We start from the raw sequence: 14,955 nt of genomic DNA on the forward strand, positions 1-14,955 counted from the left end.
GAGGCGATGACTGCACCCGACGAACTGGACGCCGTGCGTGCACGCTATGCCCGCCGCAGGCCCGAAGACCCCCGCTACAGCCTGCTCAACCCGGCGGCCCTGGCGGCCTGGCAGGAGCGTCAGCGCGCCATTGCCGCCCTGTTCCGGCGGCTGGGCTGGCATGATCTGTCACAGCGCCGCCTGGTCGAGGTGGGCTGCGGCACGGGCGGCCTGCTGCTCGATGCCCTGCAGCTCGGCTTCGACCCCGCCCATCTCACCGGCCTGGAGCTGCTGCCCGAGCGGGCCGCACGCGCCCGCGAGCGCCTGCCGGCGGCCCTGCGCGTCCTGGAGGGCGATGCCAGCGCCGCACCCATCGAGCCCGCCAGCCAGGACGTGGTGCTGCAGTCCACGGTGTTTTCCTCCCTGCTCGACGACACGGCCCAGCAGAACCTGGCCGATGCGATGTGGCGCTGGGTGCGTCCGGGCGGCGGCGTGCTCTGGTACGACTTCACCGTGAACAACCCGCGCAACCCGGACGTGCGTGGTGTGCCGCTGACGCGGGTTCGTGCGCTTTTTCCTCAGGGTCGGATCGAAGCCCGCCGCCTCACGCTGGCCCCGCCGCTGGCCCGGGCTCTCGTGCGGCTGCACCCGTCTGCCTACACTGTGGCCAACGCTCTGCCGCTGCTGCGCACCCACGTCCTGGCCTGGATCGCCAAACCCGCATGAATGCCACCGACACGCCCTTCCTGCCTTTCGCCCTGCCCGAGATCGGCGACGAGGAAATTGCCGAGGTGGTGGACACCCTGCGCTCGGGCTGGGTCACCACCGGCCCCAAGGCGCGCCGTTTCGAGGAGGCTTTCGCCGCTTACCTGGGCGAGCCCGGCCTGCATTGCATCGCGGTCAACTCCGCCACCGCCGGCCTGCACCTGGCGCTCGAAGCCCTGGGCATCGGCCCCGGCGACGAGGTCATCACCACCACCCACACCTTCACCGCCACCGCCGAGGTCGTGCGCTACCTCGGGGCCGATGTCGTGCTGGTGGACATCGACCCGGCCACGCTCAACCTGGACCCTGCCGCGGTGGAAGCCGCGATCACCCCACGCACCAAGGCTCTCATCCCGGTGCACTACGCGGGTCTTGCGGCCGACATGCCCGCGCTCACCGCCATCGCGCGCCGTCATGGCCTGAAGATCGTCGAAGACGCCGCGCACGCCCTGCCTACCACGAGCGGCGGCCGGCTCGTCGGCACGCTCGACAGCGATGCCACGGTCTTCAGCTTCTATGCCAACAAGACCATCACCACCGGCGAGGGTGGCATGCTGGTCACGCGCAGCGAAGCGCTGGCCAAGCGCGCCCGCGTGATGCGCCTGCACGGCATCGACCGCGACGCCTTCGACCGCTTCACCGCCAAGCGCCCGAACTGGCACTACGAGATCGTCGCGCCCGGCTTCAAGTACAACCTCACCGACATCGCTGCTGCCCTCGGCCTGCACCAGTTGAAGCGTGCGGATGCCTTCCAGCAGCGCCGCGAGGCCCTGGCCGCGCGCTATGACGCCGCCCTGGCAGGCCTGCCGGTGATCCTGCCCCCCCGGGCCCCGGCCGGCGAGCGCCATGCCTGGCATTTGTACGTGCTGCGCCTGCGCGATGATGCGCCGATCGGGCGCGACGCCCTGATCGAGCGGCTGTACGCCGCGGGCATCGGCTGCAGCGTGCACTACATCCCGCTGCACCTGCACCCGTACTGGCGCGAGCGCTACGATCTGCGCCCCGAGCACTTTCCGCACAGCCAGCACGCCTTCGAATCCATGCTCAGCCTGCCGCTGTACACCCGCATGCGCGAGGCCGACGTCGATCGCGTGGTGGCCGCGCTGCACGAGGCGCTCGGGGCGTGAGCATGCTCAAGCGCGTCTTCGACCTCACCGCGGCCCTGCTGGGCCTGGTAATGCTCTCGCCGCTGCTGCTGGCCCTGGCGCTGTGGGTCAAGCTGGATTCTCCCGGGCCGGTTTTCTTCCGTCAGGAACGCGTGGGCCGTGGTGGGCGGCTCTTTCGCATCCACAAGTTCCGCACCATGGTGCATGAGCCTGGGGCGACGGGGCTGCCCCTCACCGTGGGCGAGGACGCCCGCATCACCCGCGCCGGCCGGATCCTGCGCCGCCACAAGCTCGATGAGTTGCCTCAGCTGCTGAACGTGCTGCGCGGCGAGATGAGCCTGGTGGGGCCCCGGCCCGAGGTGCCGCGCTATGTGGCGCACTACCCCGAACACCTGCGCGACAAGCTCCTGTCGGTGCGCCCCGGCCTGACCGACCCGGCCTCGCTCGCCCACCTCGACGAAAGTGAGCGCCTGGGCCGCTCCAGCGATCCCGAGCGCACCTATGTCGAGGAGATCCTGCCGGTCAAACTGCGTCAGGCCGAGCACTACGTGGACCATGCCTCGCTCTCCCAGGATCTGCGCGTGCTGTGGCGCACCCTGCGCACCTTGATGGCGAGGCGCTGAGCATGAACACCCGTTTGTGGCTTGCCATCGAACGAGCCCTCGCACGCGTGCGGTCCCACCGGCAGGGGCTGTCGCTGGCGATCGACGCCGTGGTGATCGCCGCGGCCTGGAACCTCACCTACCTCTTCCGCCTGGGCTTCGAGCGCTGGATCAGCGCCCGCGCCGACTACGACGTCTGGGTGATGGCCGGCGTGATCGGTCTGTACCTGCTGGCCCTCGTGCTCATGCGTGTGCCCCAGGCGATGTGGCGCTTTGCCGGCTTTGCCGAAGTGCGCCGCCTGGCCTGGGCCTGTGCCGGCGCGGGCCTCGTCGCGGCGGTGGTGGTGCTGATGGCCGGCTGGAGCAAGATCCCGCGCTCGGTGCTGGCCTTGCACCCCCTGGTCACGCTGATGGGCCTGATCGCGGTGCGCATCGCCTACCGCATGTTCTATGAACACCTGCGCGAACGCTTGTCCCTGGGCGGCCGGGCGCCGCGCCGGGCGCTGGTGCTGGGCGCCGGCCAGGCGGCGCGGTTGCTGCTGGCGGGCATCCAGCACCAAGGCTATGTCGTGCTGGGTCTGCTCGACGACGATCCGGCCAAGCACGGCGCCCGCTTGGGGGGCGTGCCGGTGCTGGGGCCGCTGGCGAGCCTGAACGACCATGCCGCCCGCCTGGGCATCACCCACCTCATCGTGGCGATGCCCTCACTGCGCCTGCCCCAGCGCCGCCGCGTGATCGAGCTGGCCAGCCGCAGCGGCCTGCCGGTGCTCACGGTGCCCACGATGCAAGAGCTCATCGAAGGCTCCCAGGTGGGCCGGGTGCGCGAGATCGAGCCTGAAGACTTGCTGGGCCGCGAGCCCGTGCAGCTCGACGAGGCTGGCATCGCCGAGGCGCTGTCCGGCACCACGGTGCTCGTCACCGGTGCGGGCGGCAGCATCGGATCCGAGCTGTGCCGGCGCATTGCCCACTACGGTCCGGCGCGTCTGGTGTTGTTCGAGCAGAGCGAATATGCCCTTTACGCCATCGAGCAGGAACTCGGCCGGCGCTTTCCGCACATCCCGCTGGTGCGCCTGCTGGGCGACGTGCGCGATGCCGCCCAGTTGCGCCGCTGCTGCCTGGCCTGGCGGCCGCAGATCGTCTTCCATGCGGCGGCCTACAAGCATGTGCCGCTCACCGAGGAGCACAACGCCTGGGCGGCCCTGCGCAACAACACCCTGGGCACGCTCCATGCCGCCCGCGCCGCCGCCGAGGCGGGCGCGGCGCGTTTCGTGCTCATCTCCACCGACAAGGCCGTCAATCCCACCAACGTGATGGGCGCCACCAAGCGCGCGGCCGAGATGGTGCTCTCCCAACTCGCCGCCCAGGGCCACGCCACCCGCTTCATGGCCGTGCGCTTCGGCAACGTACTGGGCTCCAGCGGCTCGGTGGTGCCCAAATTCCAGGCCCAGATCGCCCGAGGCGGGCCGGTCACCGTCACGCACCCGGAGATCACCCGCTACTTCATGACCATTCCCGAGGCTGCGCGCCTGGTCATCCAGGCTGCGGTGATCGGCGAGTCCGGCCAAGTCTTCGTGCTCGACATGGGCGAGCCGGTGCGCATCGCTCAGCTCGCCCAGGATCTGATCCGCTTGTCGGGTCACAGCCTGGAAGAGATCCCCATCGTCTACACCGGCCTACGCCCTGGCGAGAAGCTCTACGAGGAACTGCTGGCCGACGCAGACACCACCCTGCCCACGCGGTTTGCACGCCTGCGCATTGCCCGACTCGGCCTGCAGGGTGACGAGGCCTGGGTGACCGAACTGGCCCGCTCGGTGGAACTGCTGGCCGACGGCGACGACCGCGAGGTGCGGGCCTGGCTGCGCCGCCATGTGCCGGAGTACCGGCCGGCCGGCGAGCCGGCTGAGCCCACCGATGCAGGGTCTTGTACGGCCCGTGCGGACAGCGCACCGCCCGGTGGCGGATAATTCGCTGCATGACCGACCCATCCACCGGAACCGCCGAGCCCGGCGAGTTCTCGCTCTTGCCCCTGGACCCGTTGCTCCAGAAGGCCATCGCGGACCAGGGCTACACCCGCATGACGCCCATCCAGGCCAAGGCGATTCCCATCGTCCTGGCCGGCCGCGACGTGATGGGCGCGGCCCAAACCGGCACCGGCAAGACGGCGGCTTTCTCGCTGCCGCTCTTGCAGAAGATGCTGCGCCACCAGAACGCCAGCATGTCGCCGGCCCGCCACCCCGTGCGAGCCCTGGTGTTGGCGCCCACGCGCGAGCTGGCCGACCAGGTGGCCCATAACGTCAAGGCCTACGCCCGCCACACCCAGCTGCGCGTGGCCTGCGTCTTCGGCGGTGTCGACATGAAGCCTCAGGAAGCCGAACTCAAGGCCGGCGTCGAAGTGCTGATCGCCACGCCCGGCCGACTGCTCGACCACATCCAAGCCAAGAACTGCAACCTCGGCCAGGTGGAGTACGTGGTGCTAGACGAAGCCGACCGCATGCTCGACATCGGCTTCCTGCCCGACTTGCAGCGCATCCTGAGCTACCTGCCCAAGCAGCGCCAGACCCTGCTGTTCTCGGCCACGTTCTCGCCCGAAATCAAGAAGCTCGCGCAAAGCTACCTTCACGACCCAGTGCTCGTCGAGGTGGCGCGGCCCAATGCCACGGCCGCCACGGTGGAGCAGCGCTTCTACAGCGTCGAAGACGACGACAAGCGCCGTGCCGTGCGCCAGCTGCTGCGCGAGCGTGCCCTCACCCAGGCCATCGTCTTCGTCAACTCCAAGCTCGGCGCGGCCCGCCTGGCCCGCGCCCTCGAGCGCGACGGCTTGAAAACCACGGCGTTGCACGGCGACAAGTCCCAGGACGAGCGTCTCAAGGCCCTGGACGCCTTCAAGCGCGGCGAGGTCGAGTTGCTCGTGGCCACCGACGTGGCCGCCCGAGGCCTCGACATTGCCGACCTGCCCGCCGTCTTCAACTACGACATCCCTTTCAACGCCGAAGACTACGTGCACCGCATCGGCCGCACTGGCCGCGCCGGGGCCTCCGGCTTGGCGATGTCCTTCGTCTCGCGCGGCGACCAGCGCCTGGTCGCCGAGCTCGAGAAGCTGCTGAAGAAGAAGATCGACATCGAGCCGCTGGACCTGGAAGACGACCGGCCGCGTCGGCCCCGCCGTCGCGAAGACGACGACACCCCGATGGCCGGTGTTGCAGGAGCCGGGGGGGCGCTCCGCGATGCTGCGTCGCGGTCCGTGACCAGCGACCCCATTTTCAGCAAGCCTTACGAACCGCCGGCCGCGACCCGTGAGCCACCCGCCTGGGAGCGTGAACGCAGCGCCGTGCCGGTGCCCAGCCCGAAGTCGCTCTCGGCCTACATCCGGCCCAAGCGCAAAGTGGCCACGCTGCTGGGTGGCAGCGGCGGCAAGAAACAAGGCGCCTGAAGCCGCTCAGCGCGCCAGCAGCGCAAAGACGGTCGGGCGGTCCGCCGGCGCTCGCCGGGCGGCCAGGCCGAGGCCCTCGCGCCACTGCACCACCGGTGCGCTGTGGTTCCAGCCGTCCTCCAGGGTCAGCCCGCTGGCCACCGAGAGCCAAGTGGTCGGCTGCAAGTGCTGCAGCAGCGCATGGAAGAGGGCGGCATTTCGGTAGGGCGTCTCGATCATCAGCTGCGTCTGTCCCAGCCGTCGAGACAGACCCTCCAGCTCACGGATCCGAGCGGCTCGCGCCGCCTCGTCCACCGGCAGATAGCCCACGAAGGCGAAGCTCTGCCCGTTCAGGCCGCTGGCCGCCAGCGCCAGCAGCAGCGCCGAGGGGCCGACCAGGGGGGTGACGGTCAGGCCCAGGGCCTGGGCGCGACGCACCAACTCGGCACCCGGATCGGCCACCGCCGGCATGCCCGCCTCCGACATCAGGCCCATGTCCAGTCCCTGCAGGGCCGGTCGCAGCAGGGCGTCGGGCAGGGCCGGTGCCGCCCCGCGCTGCCCCTTGGGCGGGCGTGGCAGTTCATGGATCTGCAGCGATTGCAACGGTTGGGCCAGCGGCACCACCGCATGCACCCGCTTGAGGAAGGCACGTGCGGTTTTTGCGTTTTCCACCACCCAGTGCGTCAGGCCGGCGGCCGCGCGCAGCGTGCCCATCGGCAGCACCTCGCGCAGGTCCGGTGCCGGCCTGCCGCCATCCAGGGTGCCGAAGTCCAGCGGGGTGGGCACCAGCCACAGCGTGCCCGGGCTCATGGAAGGCTGCTCCCCAGCACCGGCACCCCGGCGGCCCGCAGCAGCTCGCAGGTGCGGATCAGCGGCAGCCCGATCAGGGCCGTGGGATCATCGCTCTCCACGGCGCGCAGCAAGGCGATGCCCAGACCCTCGACCTTGGCACTGCCGGCGCAGTCGTAGGGTTGCTCGGCGGCGAGATAGGCCTCGATCTCGGCCAGGGATAGCTGACGGAACTTCACCGTCACAGGCACCAGCGAGGCCCGCTCGAACCGGGTGTCCCGGCAGACCACGGCCACGGCGGTCTGGAAGATCACGGTGCGCCCACTCATCTCCTGCAACTGCGCGACGGCTCGGGCGTGATGGCCTGGCTTGCCCAGGGGGTGCCCATCGAGATCCGCCACTTGGTCCGAGCCGATCACCACGGCCCCGGGGTGACGGGCGGCTACCTCGTGGGCCTTGGCCAGGGCCAGGCGCAGTGCCAGCAGTGCAGGCGTCTCCTCAGGCCGCGGGGTTTCATCGACGCGAGGGGGTTCGACCTCGAAGGGCAGTCGCAGACGCTGCAGCAGCTCGCGGCGGTAAGGCGAGGTCGAGCCAAGGACAAGCGGGCGGGGAAGGGACGGCACAGACATGCCGCGATTGTCTCTCGCCGCCGGGCTACACTGCAGACATGAAGTCCGCCAAGCCCTTCGACCCCCAGCGCCTGGACATGGAGCGCTTCGCCCGCGATGCCGGCCAGTTGCAGGGCCGCTGGCTGCTCACGGCCCTGCCGCGGCTGGCCGAAAGCCAGGTCGACGGCACCGCCCCGGCAGGATGGGAGGTTTTCTGGGAGGCCCAGGGTCAGCGCTTCGAGCGTGTGGGGGCGCCGGCCGAAGTCTGGCTGCATCTGGGGGCCCGTGCTACCGTGCGGCTGGAGTGCCAGCGCTGCCTGCGCCCGGTCGACGTGATGCTGGAGGTCGACCGCAGCTTCCGCTTCGTGCGCGACGAGCGCGAAGCCGCCGAACTCGACGCCCAGGTGGAGGAGGACATCCTCGTGCTTGGCCGCAGCCTGGACCTGCAGGAACTGGTCGAGGACGAACTCATCCTGGCGTTGCCGCTGGTGCCCCGGCACACCGATTGCCGCCATCCCGAACATCCTCAGGCCGAGCCGCAGCAGGCGGCTCACGACGCCGCTTTGGAGCGTCCCCACCCGTTTGCAGTCCTGGCGGCCCTCAAGCGCGACCTCACCTGAGATGGTGCAGCCGAGGCGCCAGGCCACCTGACCGGGCGGTTTGCGGCCATGCTAGAATTTTGGGTTTTCCAAGGAGCGAGCCATGGCCGTTCAACAGAACAAGAAGTCGCCTTCCAAGCGTGGGATGCACCGTTCGCACAATGCCCTGACCCCTCCGGGCACGGCGATCGAACCCACCACCGGCGAAGTTCACCTGCGTCACCACATTAGCCCCAACGGTTTCTACCGCGGCCGCAAGGTCCTCAAGACCAAGGCCGACGCCTGATCCTGAGGCGTCATGGCGGTGCAGTTGCATCGGTTGCCGATGCCCGGCTGGGCGCCGGCGGCGCGTGCCTGCCTGGCCGTTGTCTGGTTCAACCCGAGGGCGGTGCGGCCTTGCGCTGAGGGGAGCCTTGGCACCCGGATGGCCGTTTCGACGCTGGCCCGCCCCCGCCTGCCATGAACTTCTCATCCCAGACTGTGGCGTCCGGTCCGATGGCGCCTGTCGCGGCGCGGGCTGTGCGCCTGGCCGTCGATTGCATGGGGGGGGACCACGGCCCCTCGATCACCCTGCCGGCCTGCCGGGCCTTCCTGTCCTCGCATCCCGAGGCCGAACTCCTGCTCGTCGGACGCGCCGAAGCCCTGGCTGCGGCGCGCGACTGGCCGCGCTGCACCCTGATCGAGGCCAGCGAGGTGGTCGAAATGGACGACCCGGTGGAGGTGGCCCTGCGCCGCAAGAAGGATTCGTCCATGCGCGTGGCCATCAGCCAGGTCAAGCCTGGCGAGGACGGCCGCTCGGCGGCCGACGCCTGCGTCTCGGCTGGCAACACCGGCGCCCTGATGGCGGTTTCGCGCTATGTGCTCAAGACCCTGCAGGGCATCGACCGTCCGGCCATCGCCACCGTGATGCCCAACCAGAAGGACGGCTACACCACCGTCCTCGACCTGGGGGCCAATGTCGATTGCGAGCCCGAGCACCTGCTGCAGTTCGCCCTCATGGGCAGCGCCCTGGTCAGCGCGGTGGAAGGCAAGGTTCAGCCCAGCGTGGGCCTGCTCAACATCGGTGAGGAGGCGATCAAGGGCAGCGAAACCATCAAGAAAGCTGGTGAACTGCTGCGATCGGCCGCCAATGCCGGTCATCTGAACTTCTACGGCAATGTCGAGGGCAATGACATCTTCACCGGTCGCACCGACATCGTCGTGTGTGACGGCTTCGTGGGGAATGTGGCCCTCAAGACGGCCGAAGGGCTGGCCTCGATGCTCTCCAGCTTCATCAGGCAGGAGTTCACTCGCAACATCTTTACGAAACTGGCTGCGATCGTCGCGCTTCCGGTGTTAAATCACTTCAAAAACCGGGTGGATCATCGCCGCTACAACGGTGCGGCGCTGCTCGGACTGCGCGGCCTCGTCTTCAAGAGCCACGGTTCGGCCGACGCCTTCGCGTTCGAGCAGGCGCTGAATCGGGCGTATGATGCGGCCCGAAACCGGTTGCTCGACCGGGTGCACGATCGGATCGTCGAAACCCTGCAGGCCTTGCCCGCCACGGACGAGGCTGCGGCGCCGGGGCCGGTCGCCCAGACGGCATGACCCTCTCTTTTGACCGCTATTCCCGCATCGCCGGCACCGGCAGCTACTTGCCGCCGCGCCGGGTGACCAATGCCGAGTTGGCCGCCGAGCTGGCCCGGCAAGGCATCGAGACCTCCGACGCCTGGATCGTCGAGCGCACCGGCATCCGGGCGCGCCATTTCGCCGCGCCCGAGGTCAGCTCCAGCGACCTGGCCCTGCCTGCGGCCCGACATGCCCTGGAGGCGGCCGGGCGCACCGCGGCCGACGTCGACCTCATCATCGTGGCCACGTCCACCCCGGACATGGTGTTTCCGTCCACCGCCTGCCTGCTGCAGCACAAGCTCGGCGTGGCCGGTTGTCCGGCCTTCGACGTGCAGGCCGTGTGCTCGGGCTTCGTCTACGCGCTGAGCGTGGCCGATGCCATGATCAAGGCCGGTTCCGCGCATTGCGCCCTGGTCGTGGGGGCCGAGGTCTTTTCGCGCATCCTCGACTTCAAAGACCGCACCACCTGTGTGCTCTTCGGGGACGGTGCCGGTGCCGTCGTGCTCGAAGCCAGCGACCGCCCGGGCATCCTGGCCACCGAGTTGCATGCCGACGGCAGCCATTCCGGGGTGCTGTGTACACCGGGCACGGTCAGCGGCGGCCAGGTGCTGGGCGAGCCCTTCCTCAAGATGGACGGTCAGGCCGTGTTCAAACTGGCCGTCAAGGTGCTCGACGAGGTCGCCCGGGCCGTGCTCGAAAAGGCCGGCCGCCACGACAGCGACATCGACTGGCTGATCCCGCACCAGGCCAACATCCGCATCATGCAGGGCACGGCCAAGAAGCTGAAGCTGCCGCTGGACAAGCTGGTGGTGACCGTGGACGAGCACGGCAACACCTCGGCCGCCTCCATCCCGCTGGCCCTGGACCACGCCGTGCGTCAAGGCCGCATCCGCCGGGGTGACACTCTGATGCTCGAAGGGGTCGGTGGTGGCTTCACCTGGGGCGCGGTGCTGCTCGACTACTGAAGAACGCAGCCGGTCCGGCGCCGTCGCCATTTCCCGCAATTCCTGAAGATCTCCGACCTCGAACGCCATGAGCACTTTCGCCTTCGTGTTTCCCGGCCAGGGCTCCCAGGCCGTGGGCATGCTCAACGCCTGGGGCGACCATGCCGCCGTGCGCCAGACGCTGGACGAAGCCAGCGCCGCGCTCGGCGAGGACGTCGCCCGCCTGATCGCCGAGGGCCCCAAGGAGGCCCTGGACCTCACCACCAACACCCAGCCCGTGATGCTGGTGGCCGGCATCGCCTGCTACCGTGCCTGGCGTGCCGAAGGCGGGGCCGAGCCGGCCCTGGTGGCCGGGCATTCGCTGGGGGAATACACCGCCTTGGTGGCCGCCGGCGCTTTGAGCCTGGCCGATGCCCTGCCCCTGGTGCGCTTTCGTGCCCAGGCCATGCAGGAGGCCGTGCCGGTGGGCACGGGCGGCATGGCCGCCATCCTGGGCCTGGAGGCCGACGAGGTGCGCCGTCACTGCGCCGAGGTGGCGGCGGCCAGCGGCGAGGTCGTCGAGGCCGTGAACTTCAACGACCCGAAGCAGACCGTGATCGCCGGCAGCAAGGCCGGGGTCGAGAAGGCCTGCGAGGCGCTCAAGGCGGCGGGCGCCAAGCGGGCACTGCCGTTGCCGGTGTCGGCCCCCTTCCATTCCAGCCTGATGAAGCCCGCGGCCGAGCGCCTGAAAGAGAAGCTGGCGGCCACACCGTGGGCGAGGCCGCGCATCCCCGTTGTCAACAACATCGACGTGGCGGTGGTCAACGAGCCCGATGCCATCCGTGACGCCTTGTATCGACAGGCCTTCGGTCCGGTGCGCTGGGTCGAGTGCATTCAGGCCTTGCGCGCGCGCGGCGCCACCCACGTGGTGGAATGCGGGCCAGGCAAGGTGCTGGCCGGCATGGTCAAGCGCATCGACGCGGAGCTCGTCAGCGCCGCGCTGTACGATCCGGCCACGTTGGCCGAGGTGAGGGAGCTGCTCGCATGAACGAGATCGCTTTCAAAGACCAAGTCGCCCTGGTGACGGGGGCCACGCGCGGCATCGGCCGCGCCATCGCGCTCGAGTTGGCCCGGCACGGACTCAAGGTCGTGGGCACGGCCACCTCCGATGCGGGGGCGGCCGCGATCACCGAGGCCCTCTCGGCTTTCCCGGGCTGCCGCGGCCATCGGCTCGACGTGAACGATGCCCCCGGCGTCGAGGCCCTGGTCGATGCGATGGTGAAGGAGCATGGCGCACTGCATGTGCTGGTCAACAATGCCGGCATCACGCGCGATACCCTGTCCATGCGCATGAAAGACGAGGACTGGGACGCCGTGCTGGACACCAACCTCAAGGCGGTGTTTCGCCTCAGCCGCGCGGTGATCCGCCCGATGATGAAGCAGCGCTACGGCCGCATCGTCAACATCACCTCCGTGGTGGGGGCCAGCGGCAACGCCGGTCAGGCCAACTATGCGGCCGCCAAGGCCGGTGTGGCCGGCATGACCCGCTCGCTGGCTCGTGAACTGGGCAGCCGCGGCATCACGGTGAACTGCGTGGCCCCCGGCTTCATCGAGACCGACATGACACGCGCGCTGTCCGAACAGCAGACCCAGGCCCTGATGTCGCAGATCCCGCTGGGCCGCCTGGGCCGCCCCGAGGACATCGCCCACGCCGTGGCCTACCTCGCCTCGCCGCAGGCCGGCTACATCACGGGAGCCGAGTTGCATGTCAACGGCGGCATGTTCATGAATTGAAGGCGTTGGAGGTGCCCCGTCCGGGCGCCGACCGGTTCGAGCCCGTCCGGAACCCCGGCCGCCAGGGTGCTTAGAGTTGTCACCCTAACGGTCGTAGAATCACGGGCTGTTTTGGAAAACCCTCTTGGAGGAGTCATGAGCGATATCGAAGCACGCGTCAAGAAGATCATTGCCGAGCAACTCGGCGTGGCGGAATCGGAGGTCACCAACGAGAAGGCCTTCGTCGCCGATCTGGGCGCCGATTCGCTGGACACCGTGGAACTGGTGATGGCCCTGGAAGACGAATTCGGCATCGAGATCCCTGACGAGGAAGCCGAGAAGATCACCACCGTGCAGCTCGCCATCGACTACGCCCTGAAGCACCAGAAGGCCTGATCGGTCGGTCTGGGTTCCTGGTTCCGCAACCCCCGTCACACATGACCCGTCGCCGCGTTGTCATCACCGGCCTGGGGCTCGTCACCCCCGTGGGCAACACGGTGGCCGAGTCCTGGAGCAACCTGGTCGCTGGCCAGTCCGGCATCGATACCATCACTCGGTTCGATGCCTCGAACTTCGCCTGTCGCTTTGCCGGCGAGGTCAAGGGCTTCAACATCGAAGACTACATCCCGGCCAAGGAATCCCGCCACATGGACACCTTCATCCATTACGGCCTGGCGGCTTCGCTGCAGGCCGTGCGGGATGCGGGCCTGCCCACCGGTGATGCGTTGAGCGAGGAGATGGCCGAGCGCATCGGCTGCATGGTGGGCTCGGGCATCGGCGGTCTGCCGATGATCGAGGAGACCCAGCAGGAGCTCAGCGCCCGCGGACCGCGTCGCATCTCGCCCTTCTTCGTGCCAGCTTCGATCATCAACATGATCTCGGGCCATGTGTCGATCCAGTGCGGCTTCAAGGGCCCGAACCTGGCCATCGTCACGGCCTGCACCACGGGCCTGCATTGCATCGGCGAGGCTGGGCGCCTCATCGAGTACGGCGACGCCGACGTGATGATCGCCGGAGGGGCTGAATCCACCGTCTCGCCCCTGGGCATCGGGGGCTTTGCCGCGGCGCGCGCTCTCTCGACGCGCAATGATGATCCCAAGACGGCCTCGCGCCCCTGGGACAAGGACCGCGACGGCTTCGTGCTGGGTGAAGGTGCCGGTGTGATGGTGCTCGAAGAGTACGAGCACGCCAAAAAGCGCGGTGCGAAGATCTACGCCGAGCTGGCTGGCTTCGGCATGAGTGCCGATGCCTTCCACATGACGGCCCCCAACGTCGATGGGCCGCGCCGTTCGATGCAAGCCGCGATGCGCAACGCCGGGGTGAACCCGGACCAGGTGCACTACCTCAACGCCCATGGCACCTCCACGCCGCTGGGCGATGTGAACGAGACCAACGCCATCAAGCTGGCCTTCGGCGAGCATGCCAAGGGCCTGGTGGTCAACTCCACCAAATCGATGACCGGCCACCTGCTGGGCGGCGCCGGCGGCATCGAATCGGTGTTCACAGCCCTGGCGGTGTACCACCAGGTGTCCCCGCCGACGATCAACATCTTCAACCAGGATCCCGAATGCGACCTGGATTACTGCGCCAACACCGCGCGTGAGATGAAGATCGACGTGGCGCTGAAGAACAACTTCGGTTTTGGCGGCACCAATGGCTCGCTGGTATTCAAGCGCATCTGAACACCTGGGCCAGCGGCTCCTGCGACGTCCGACCCCATGCGCCAGCGCACCGCTCCACCGGTGACGGTGGTGGTGCACCGCTACGCCCTGTGGCGCACCGCGCTGCTGGCGCTGGTGCTGGCCGTAGGGCTGGTCCTGGGGGTCTGGGCTGCCGGGCATCTGGGCGGATGGGCGGTGCTGGCCCTGGCGCCGGGACTGCTCTTGGGGGCCTGGGGCTTGGTGGGCCGCCACTGGCGCCGGCCCGGCTTCCTGCTGCGCTGGGACGGACAGGATTGGCACTGGCGTGAGCGTGAACAGGTTCACGAATACCGTGGGCGAGCCATCGCCCGCATCGACCTGGGGGACTGGATGCTGCTGCAGCTCGTGGCGCACGATGGCCGCTTCGCGGTCTGGCTGCCTGTGCAGCGTGCCGGGCTGGAGCCGCGCTGGCATGCCCTGCGCTGTGCGGTATATTCGCCCACTCGCGCAGCCGCCCCCCTGGCCGGATCCACCTCCTCCACCGCATGACCGCTGACGCCGATGCCCTGCTGATTGAGCGTGTCAAGCGCGGCGACCAGAAGGCGTTCGACCTGCTGGTGATCAAGTACCAGCGCAAGATCGAGCGCCTGATCGCGCGGATGGTGCGCGACACCGACCTGATCCAGGACATCGCGCAGGAGACCTTCATCCGCGCCTACCGCGCGCTGCCCCAGTTCCGGGGCGATAGCGCCTTCTACACCTGGCTGTACCGGATCGCCGTCAACACGGCCAAGAAATGCCTGGTCGAGCTCAAGCGCGACCCGCTGGTCACCGAATCGGCCCGGATGTCGGCCGACGAGGAGGACGAAACTTCCCGGGTGGAAAACGAACTAACCGACGGCGAAACCCCCGATGCCGTGCTGGCCAGCAAGGAAGTGGCCGCCACCGTGAACGCGGCCATCGAGGCCTTGTCCGACGATCTGCGCCAAGCCATCACCTTGCGCGAGATCGAAGGGTTGAGCTATGAGGAAATCGCCGAGGTCATGAACTGCCCGATCGGCACGGTGCGATCGCGCATATTCAGAGCGCGTGAGGCCATCGCGCAGCGTCTGCGTCCTTTGCTGGACACGCCCGATGGCAAACGTTGGTGATCA

17 protein-coding genes are annotated in these 14,955 nt (G+C 68.7%); 15 read left to right on the top strand and 2 right to left on the bottom strand.

Features of this window, described 5'->3' with window-relative positions; all coding sequences use genetic code 11:
- Window positions 1-6 precede the first annotated feature (6 nt).
- Genes ACK4ZD_RS02855 through ACK4ZD_RS02875 form a run of 5 tightly spaced genes read left to right on the top strand, consistent with a single transcriptional unit; the run spans window position 7 to window position 5,882 of the window.
- Window positions 7-705 (top strand): class I SAM-dependent methyltransferase, encoded by a 699-nt coding sequence (locus ACK4ZD_RS02855; protein WP_409658529.1) that lies wholly within the window; start codon window positions 7-9, stop codon window positions 703-705.
- A complete protein-coding gene (locus ACK4ZD_RS02860) occupies window positions 702-1,871 on the top strand; it encodes a DegT/DnrJ/EryC1/StrS family aminotransferase (RefSeq protein WP_409658532.1) in 1,170 nt (389 codons plus the stop codon). The genes ACK4ZD_RS02855 and ACK4ZD_RS02860 overlap by 4 nt, the downstream gene beginning before the upstream one ends.
- Before the next feature lie 2 nt (window positions 1,872-1,873).
- Window positions 1,874-2,473, top strand: coding sequence for a sugar transferase (locus ACK4ZD_RS02865; protein WP_409658757.1), 600 nt, complete (start codon window positions 1,874-1,876; stop codon window positions 2,471-2,473).
- 2 nt (window positions 2,474-2,475) lie between these two features.
- Window positions 2,476-4,416 carry a polysaccharide biosynthesis protein gene (locus ACK4ZD_RS02870; protein ID WP_409658535.1) on the top strand — a complete coding sequence of 647 codons (1,941 nt, stop codon included), beginning with the start codon at window positions 2,476-2,478 and terminating at the stop codon, window positions 4,414-4,416.
- A gap of 8 nt (window positions 4,417-4,424) precedes the next feature.
- Window positions 4,425-5,882, top strand: coding sequence for a DEAD/DEAH box helicase (locus tag ACK4ZD_RS02875; RefSeq protein ID WP_409658537.1), 1,458 nt, complete (start codon window positions 4,425-4,427; stop codon window positions 5,880-5,882).
- A gap of 6 nt (window positions 5,883-5,888) precedes the next feature.
- Here ACK4ZD_RS02875 and ACK4ZD_RS02880 read toward each other — a convergent pair whose 3' ends face one another.
- Entirely contained in the window at window positions 5,889-6,671 is a 783-nt protein-coding gene (locus ACK4ZD_RS02880; RefSeq protein WP_409658540.1) for an SAM-dependent methyltransferase, read from the bottom strand.
- Window positions 6,668-7,279: a Maf family nucleotide pyrophosphatase gene (locus ACK4ZD_RS02885; RefSeq protein ID WP_409658543.1), complete on the bottom strand. Its 612-nt coding sequence runs from the start codon at window positions 7,277-7,279 to the stop codon at window positions 6,668-6,670. Before ACK4ZD_RS02885 ends, ACK4ZD_RS02880 begins: the two co-directional genes overlap by 4 nt.
- Window positions 7,280-7,317: 38 nt before the next feature.
- Here ACK4ZD_RS02885 and ACK4ZD_RS02890 point away from each other — a divergent pair, with 38 nt between their 5' ends.
- The 10 genes from ACK4ZD_RS02890 to rpoE all read left to right on the top strand — a co-directional run bounded on the left by ACK4ZD_RS02890 (window position 7,318) and on the right by rpoE (window position 14,952).
- Window positions 7,318-7,878 carry a YceD family protein gene (locus ACK4ZD_RS02890; RefSeq protein ID WP_409658546.1) on the top strand — a complete coding sequence of 187 codons (561 nt, stop codon included), beginning with the start codon at window positions 7,318-7,320 and terminating at the stop codon, window positions 7,876-7,878.
- An 82-nt stretch (window positions 7,879-7,960) separates the two neighbouring features.
- Window positions 7,961-8,143, top strand: coding sequence for a 50S ribosomal protein L32 (gene rpmF / locus ACK4ZD_RS02895; protein ID WP_409658549.1), 183 nt, complete (start codon window positions 7,961-7,963; stop codon window positions 8,141-8,143).
- 173 nt (window positions 8,144-8,316) lie between these two features.
- Window positions 8,317-9,444, top strand: coding sequence for a phosphate acyltransferase PlsX (gene plsX / locus ACK4ZD_RS02900; protein ID WP_409658552.1), 1,128 nt, complete (start codon window positions 8,317-8,319; stop codon window positions 9,442-9,444).
- Window positions 9,441-10,430, top strand: a complete 990-nt coding sequence (locus ACK4ZD_RS02905) for a beta-ketoacyl-ACP synthase III (RefSeq protein ID WP_409658555.1) — start codon at window positions 9,441-9,443, stop codon at window positions 10,428-10,430. The genes plsX and ACK4ZD_RS02905 overlap by 4 nt, the downstream gene beginning before the upstream one ends.
- A gap of 67 nt (window positions 10,431-10,497) precedes the next feature.
- A complete protein-coding gene (gene fabD, locus ACK4ZD_RS02910; RefSeq protein ID WP_409658558.1) occupies window positions 10,498-11,436 on the top strand; it encodes an ACP S-malonyltransferase in 939 nt (312 codons plus the stop codon).
- Complete coding sequence (fabG, locus tag ACK4ZD_RS02915; RefSeq protein ID WP_409658561.1) at window positions 11,433-12,182, top strand: 3-oxoacyl-ACP reductase FabG; 750 nt, start codon at window positions 11,433-11,435, stop codon at window positions 12,180-12,182. The genes fabD and fabG overlap by 4 nt, the downstream gene beginning before the upstream one ends.
- 135 nt (window positions 12,183-12,317) lie before the next feature.
- On the top strand, window positions 12,318-12,557 hold the full coding sequence (acpP, locus tag ACK4ZD_RS02920; protein ID WP_047196359.1) for an acyl carrier protein: 240 nt from the start codon (window positions 12,318-12,320) through the stop codon (window positions 12,555-12,557).
- A gap of 41 nt (window positions 12,558-12,598) precedes the next feature.
- Entirely contained in the window at window positions 12,599-13,843 is a 1,245-nt protein-coding gene (gene fabF, locus ACK4ZD_RS02925; protein ID WP_409658564.1) for a beta-ketoacyl-ACP synthase II, read from the top strand.
- A 36-nt stretch (window positions 13,844-13,879) separates the two neighbouring features.
- A complete protein-coding gene (locus tag ACK4ZD_RS02930) occupies window positions 13,880-14,350 on the top strand; it encodes a hypothetical protein (protein WP_409658567.1) in 471 nt (156 codons plus the stop codon).
- Window positions 14,347-14,952 carry an RNA polymerase sigma factor RpoE gene (gene rpoE / locus ACK4ZD_RS02935; RefSeq protein ID WP_409658570.1) on the top strand — a complete coding sequence of 202 codons (606 nt, stop codon included), beginning with the start codon at window positions 14,347-14,349 and terminating at the stop codon, window positions 14,950-14,952. Before ACK4ZD_RS02930 ends, rpoE begins: the two co-directional genes overlap by 4 nt.
- The last annotated feature ends 3 nt before the right edge of the window (window positions 14,953-14,955 follow it).

Source organism: Caldimonas sp., assembly GCF_046291045.1.
Lineage (GTDB): Bacteria > Pseudomonadota > Gammaproteobacteria > Burkholderiales > Burkholderiaceae_C > Caldimonas.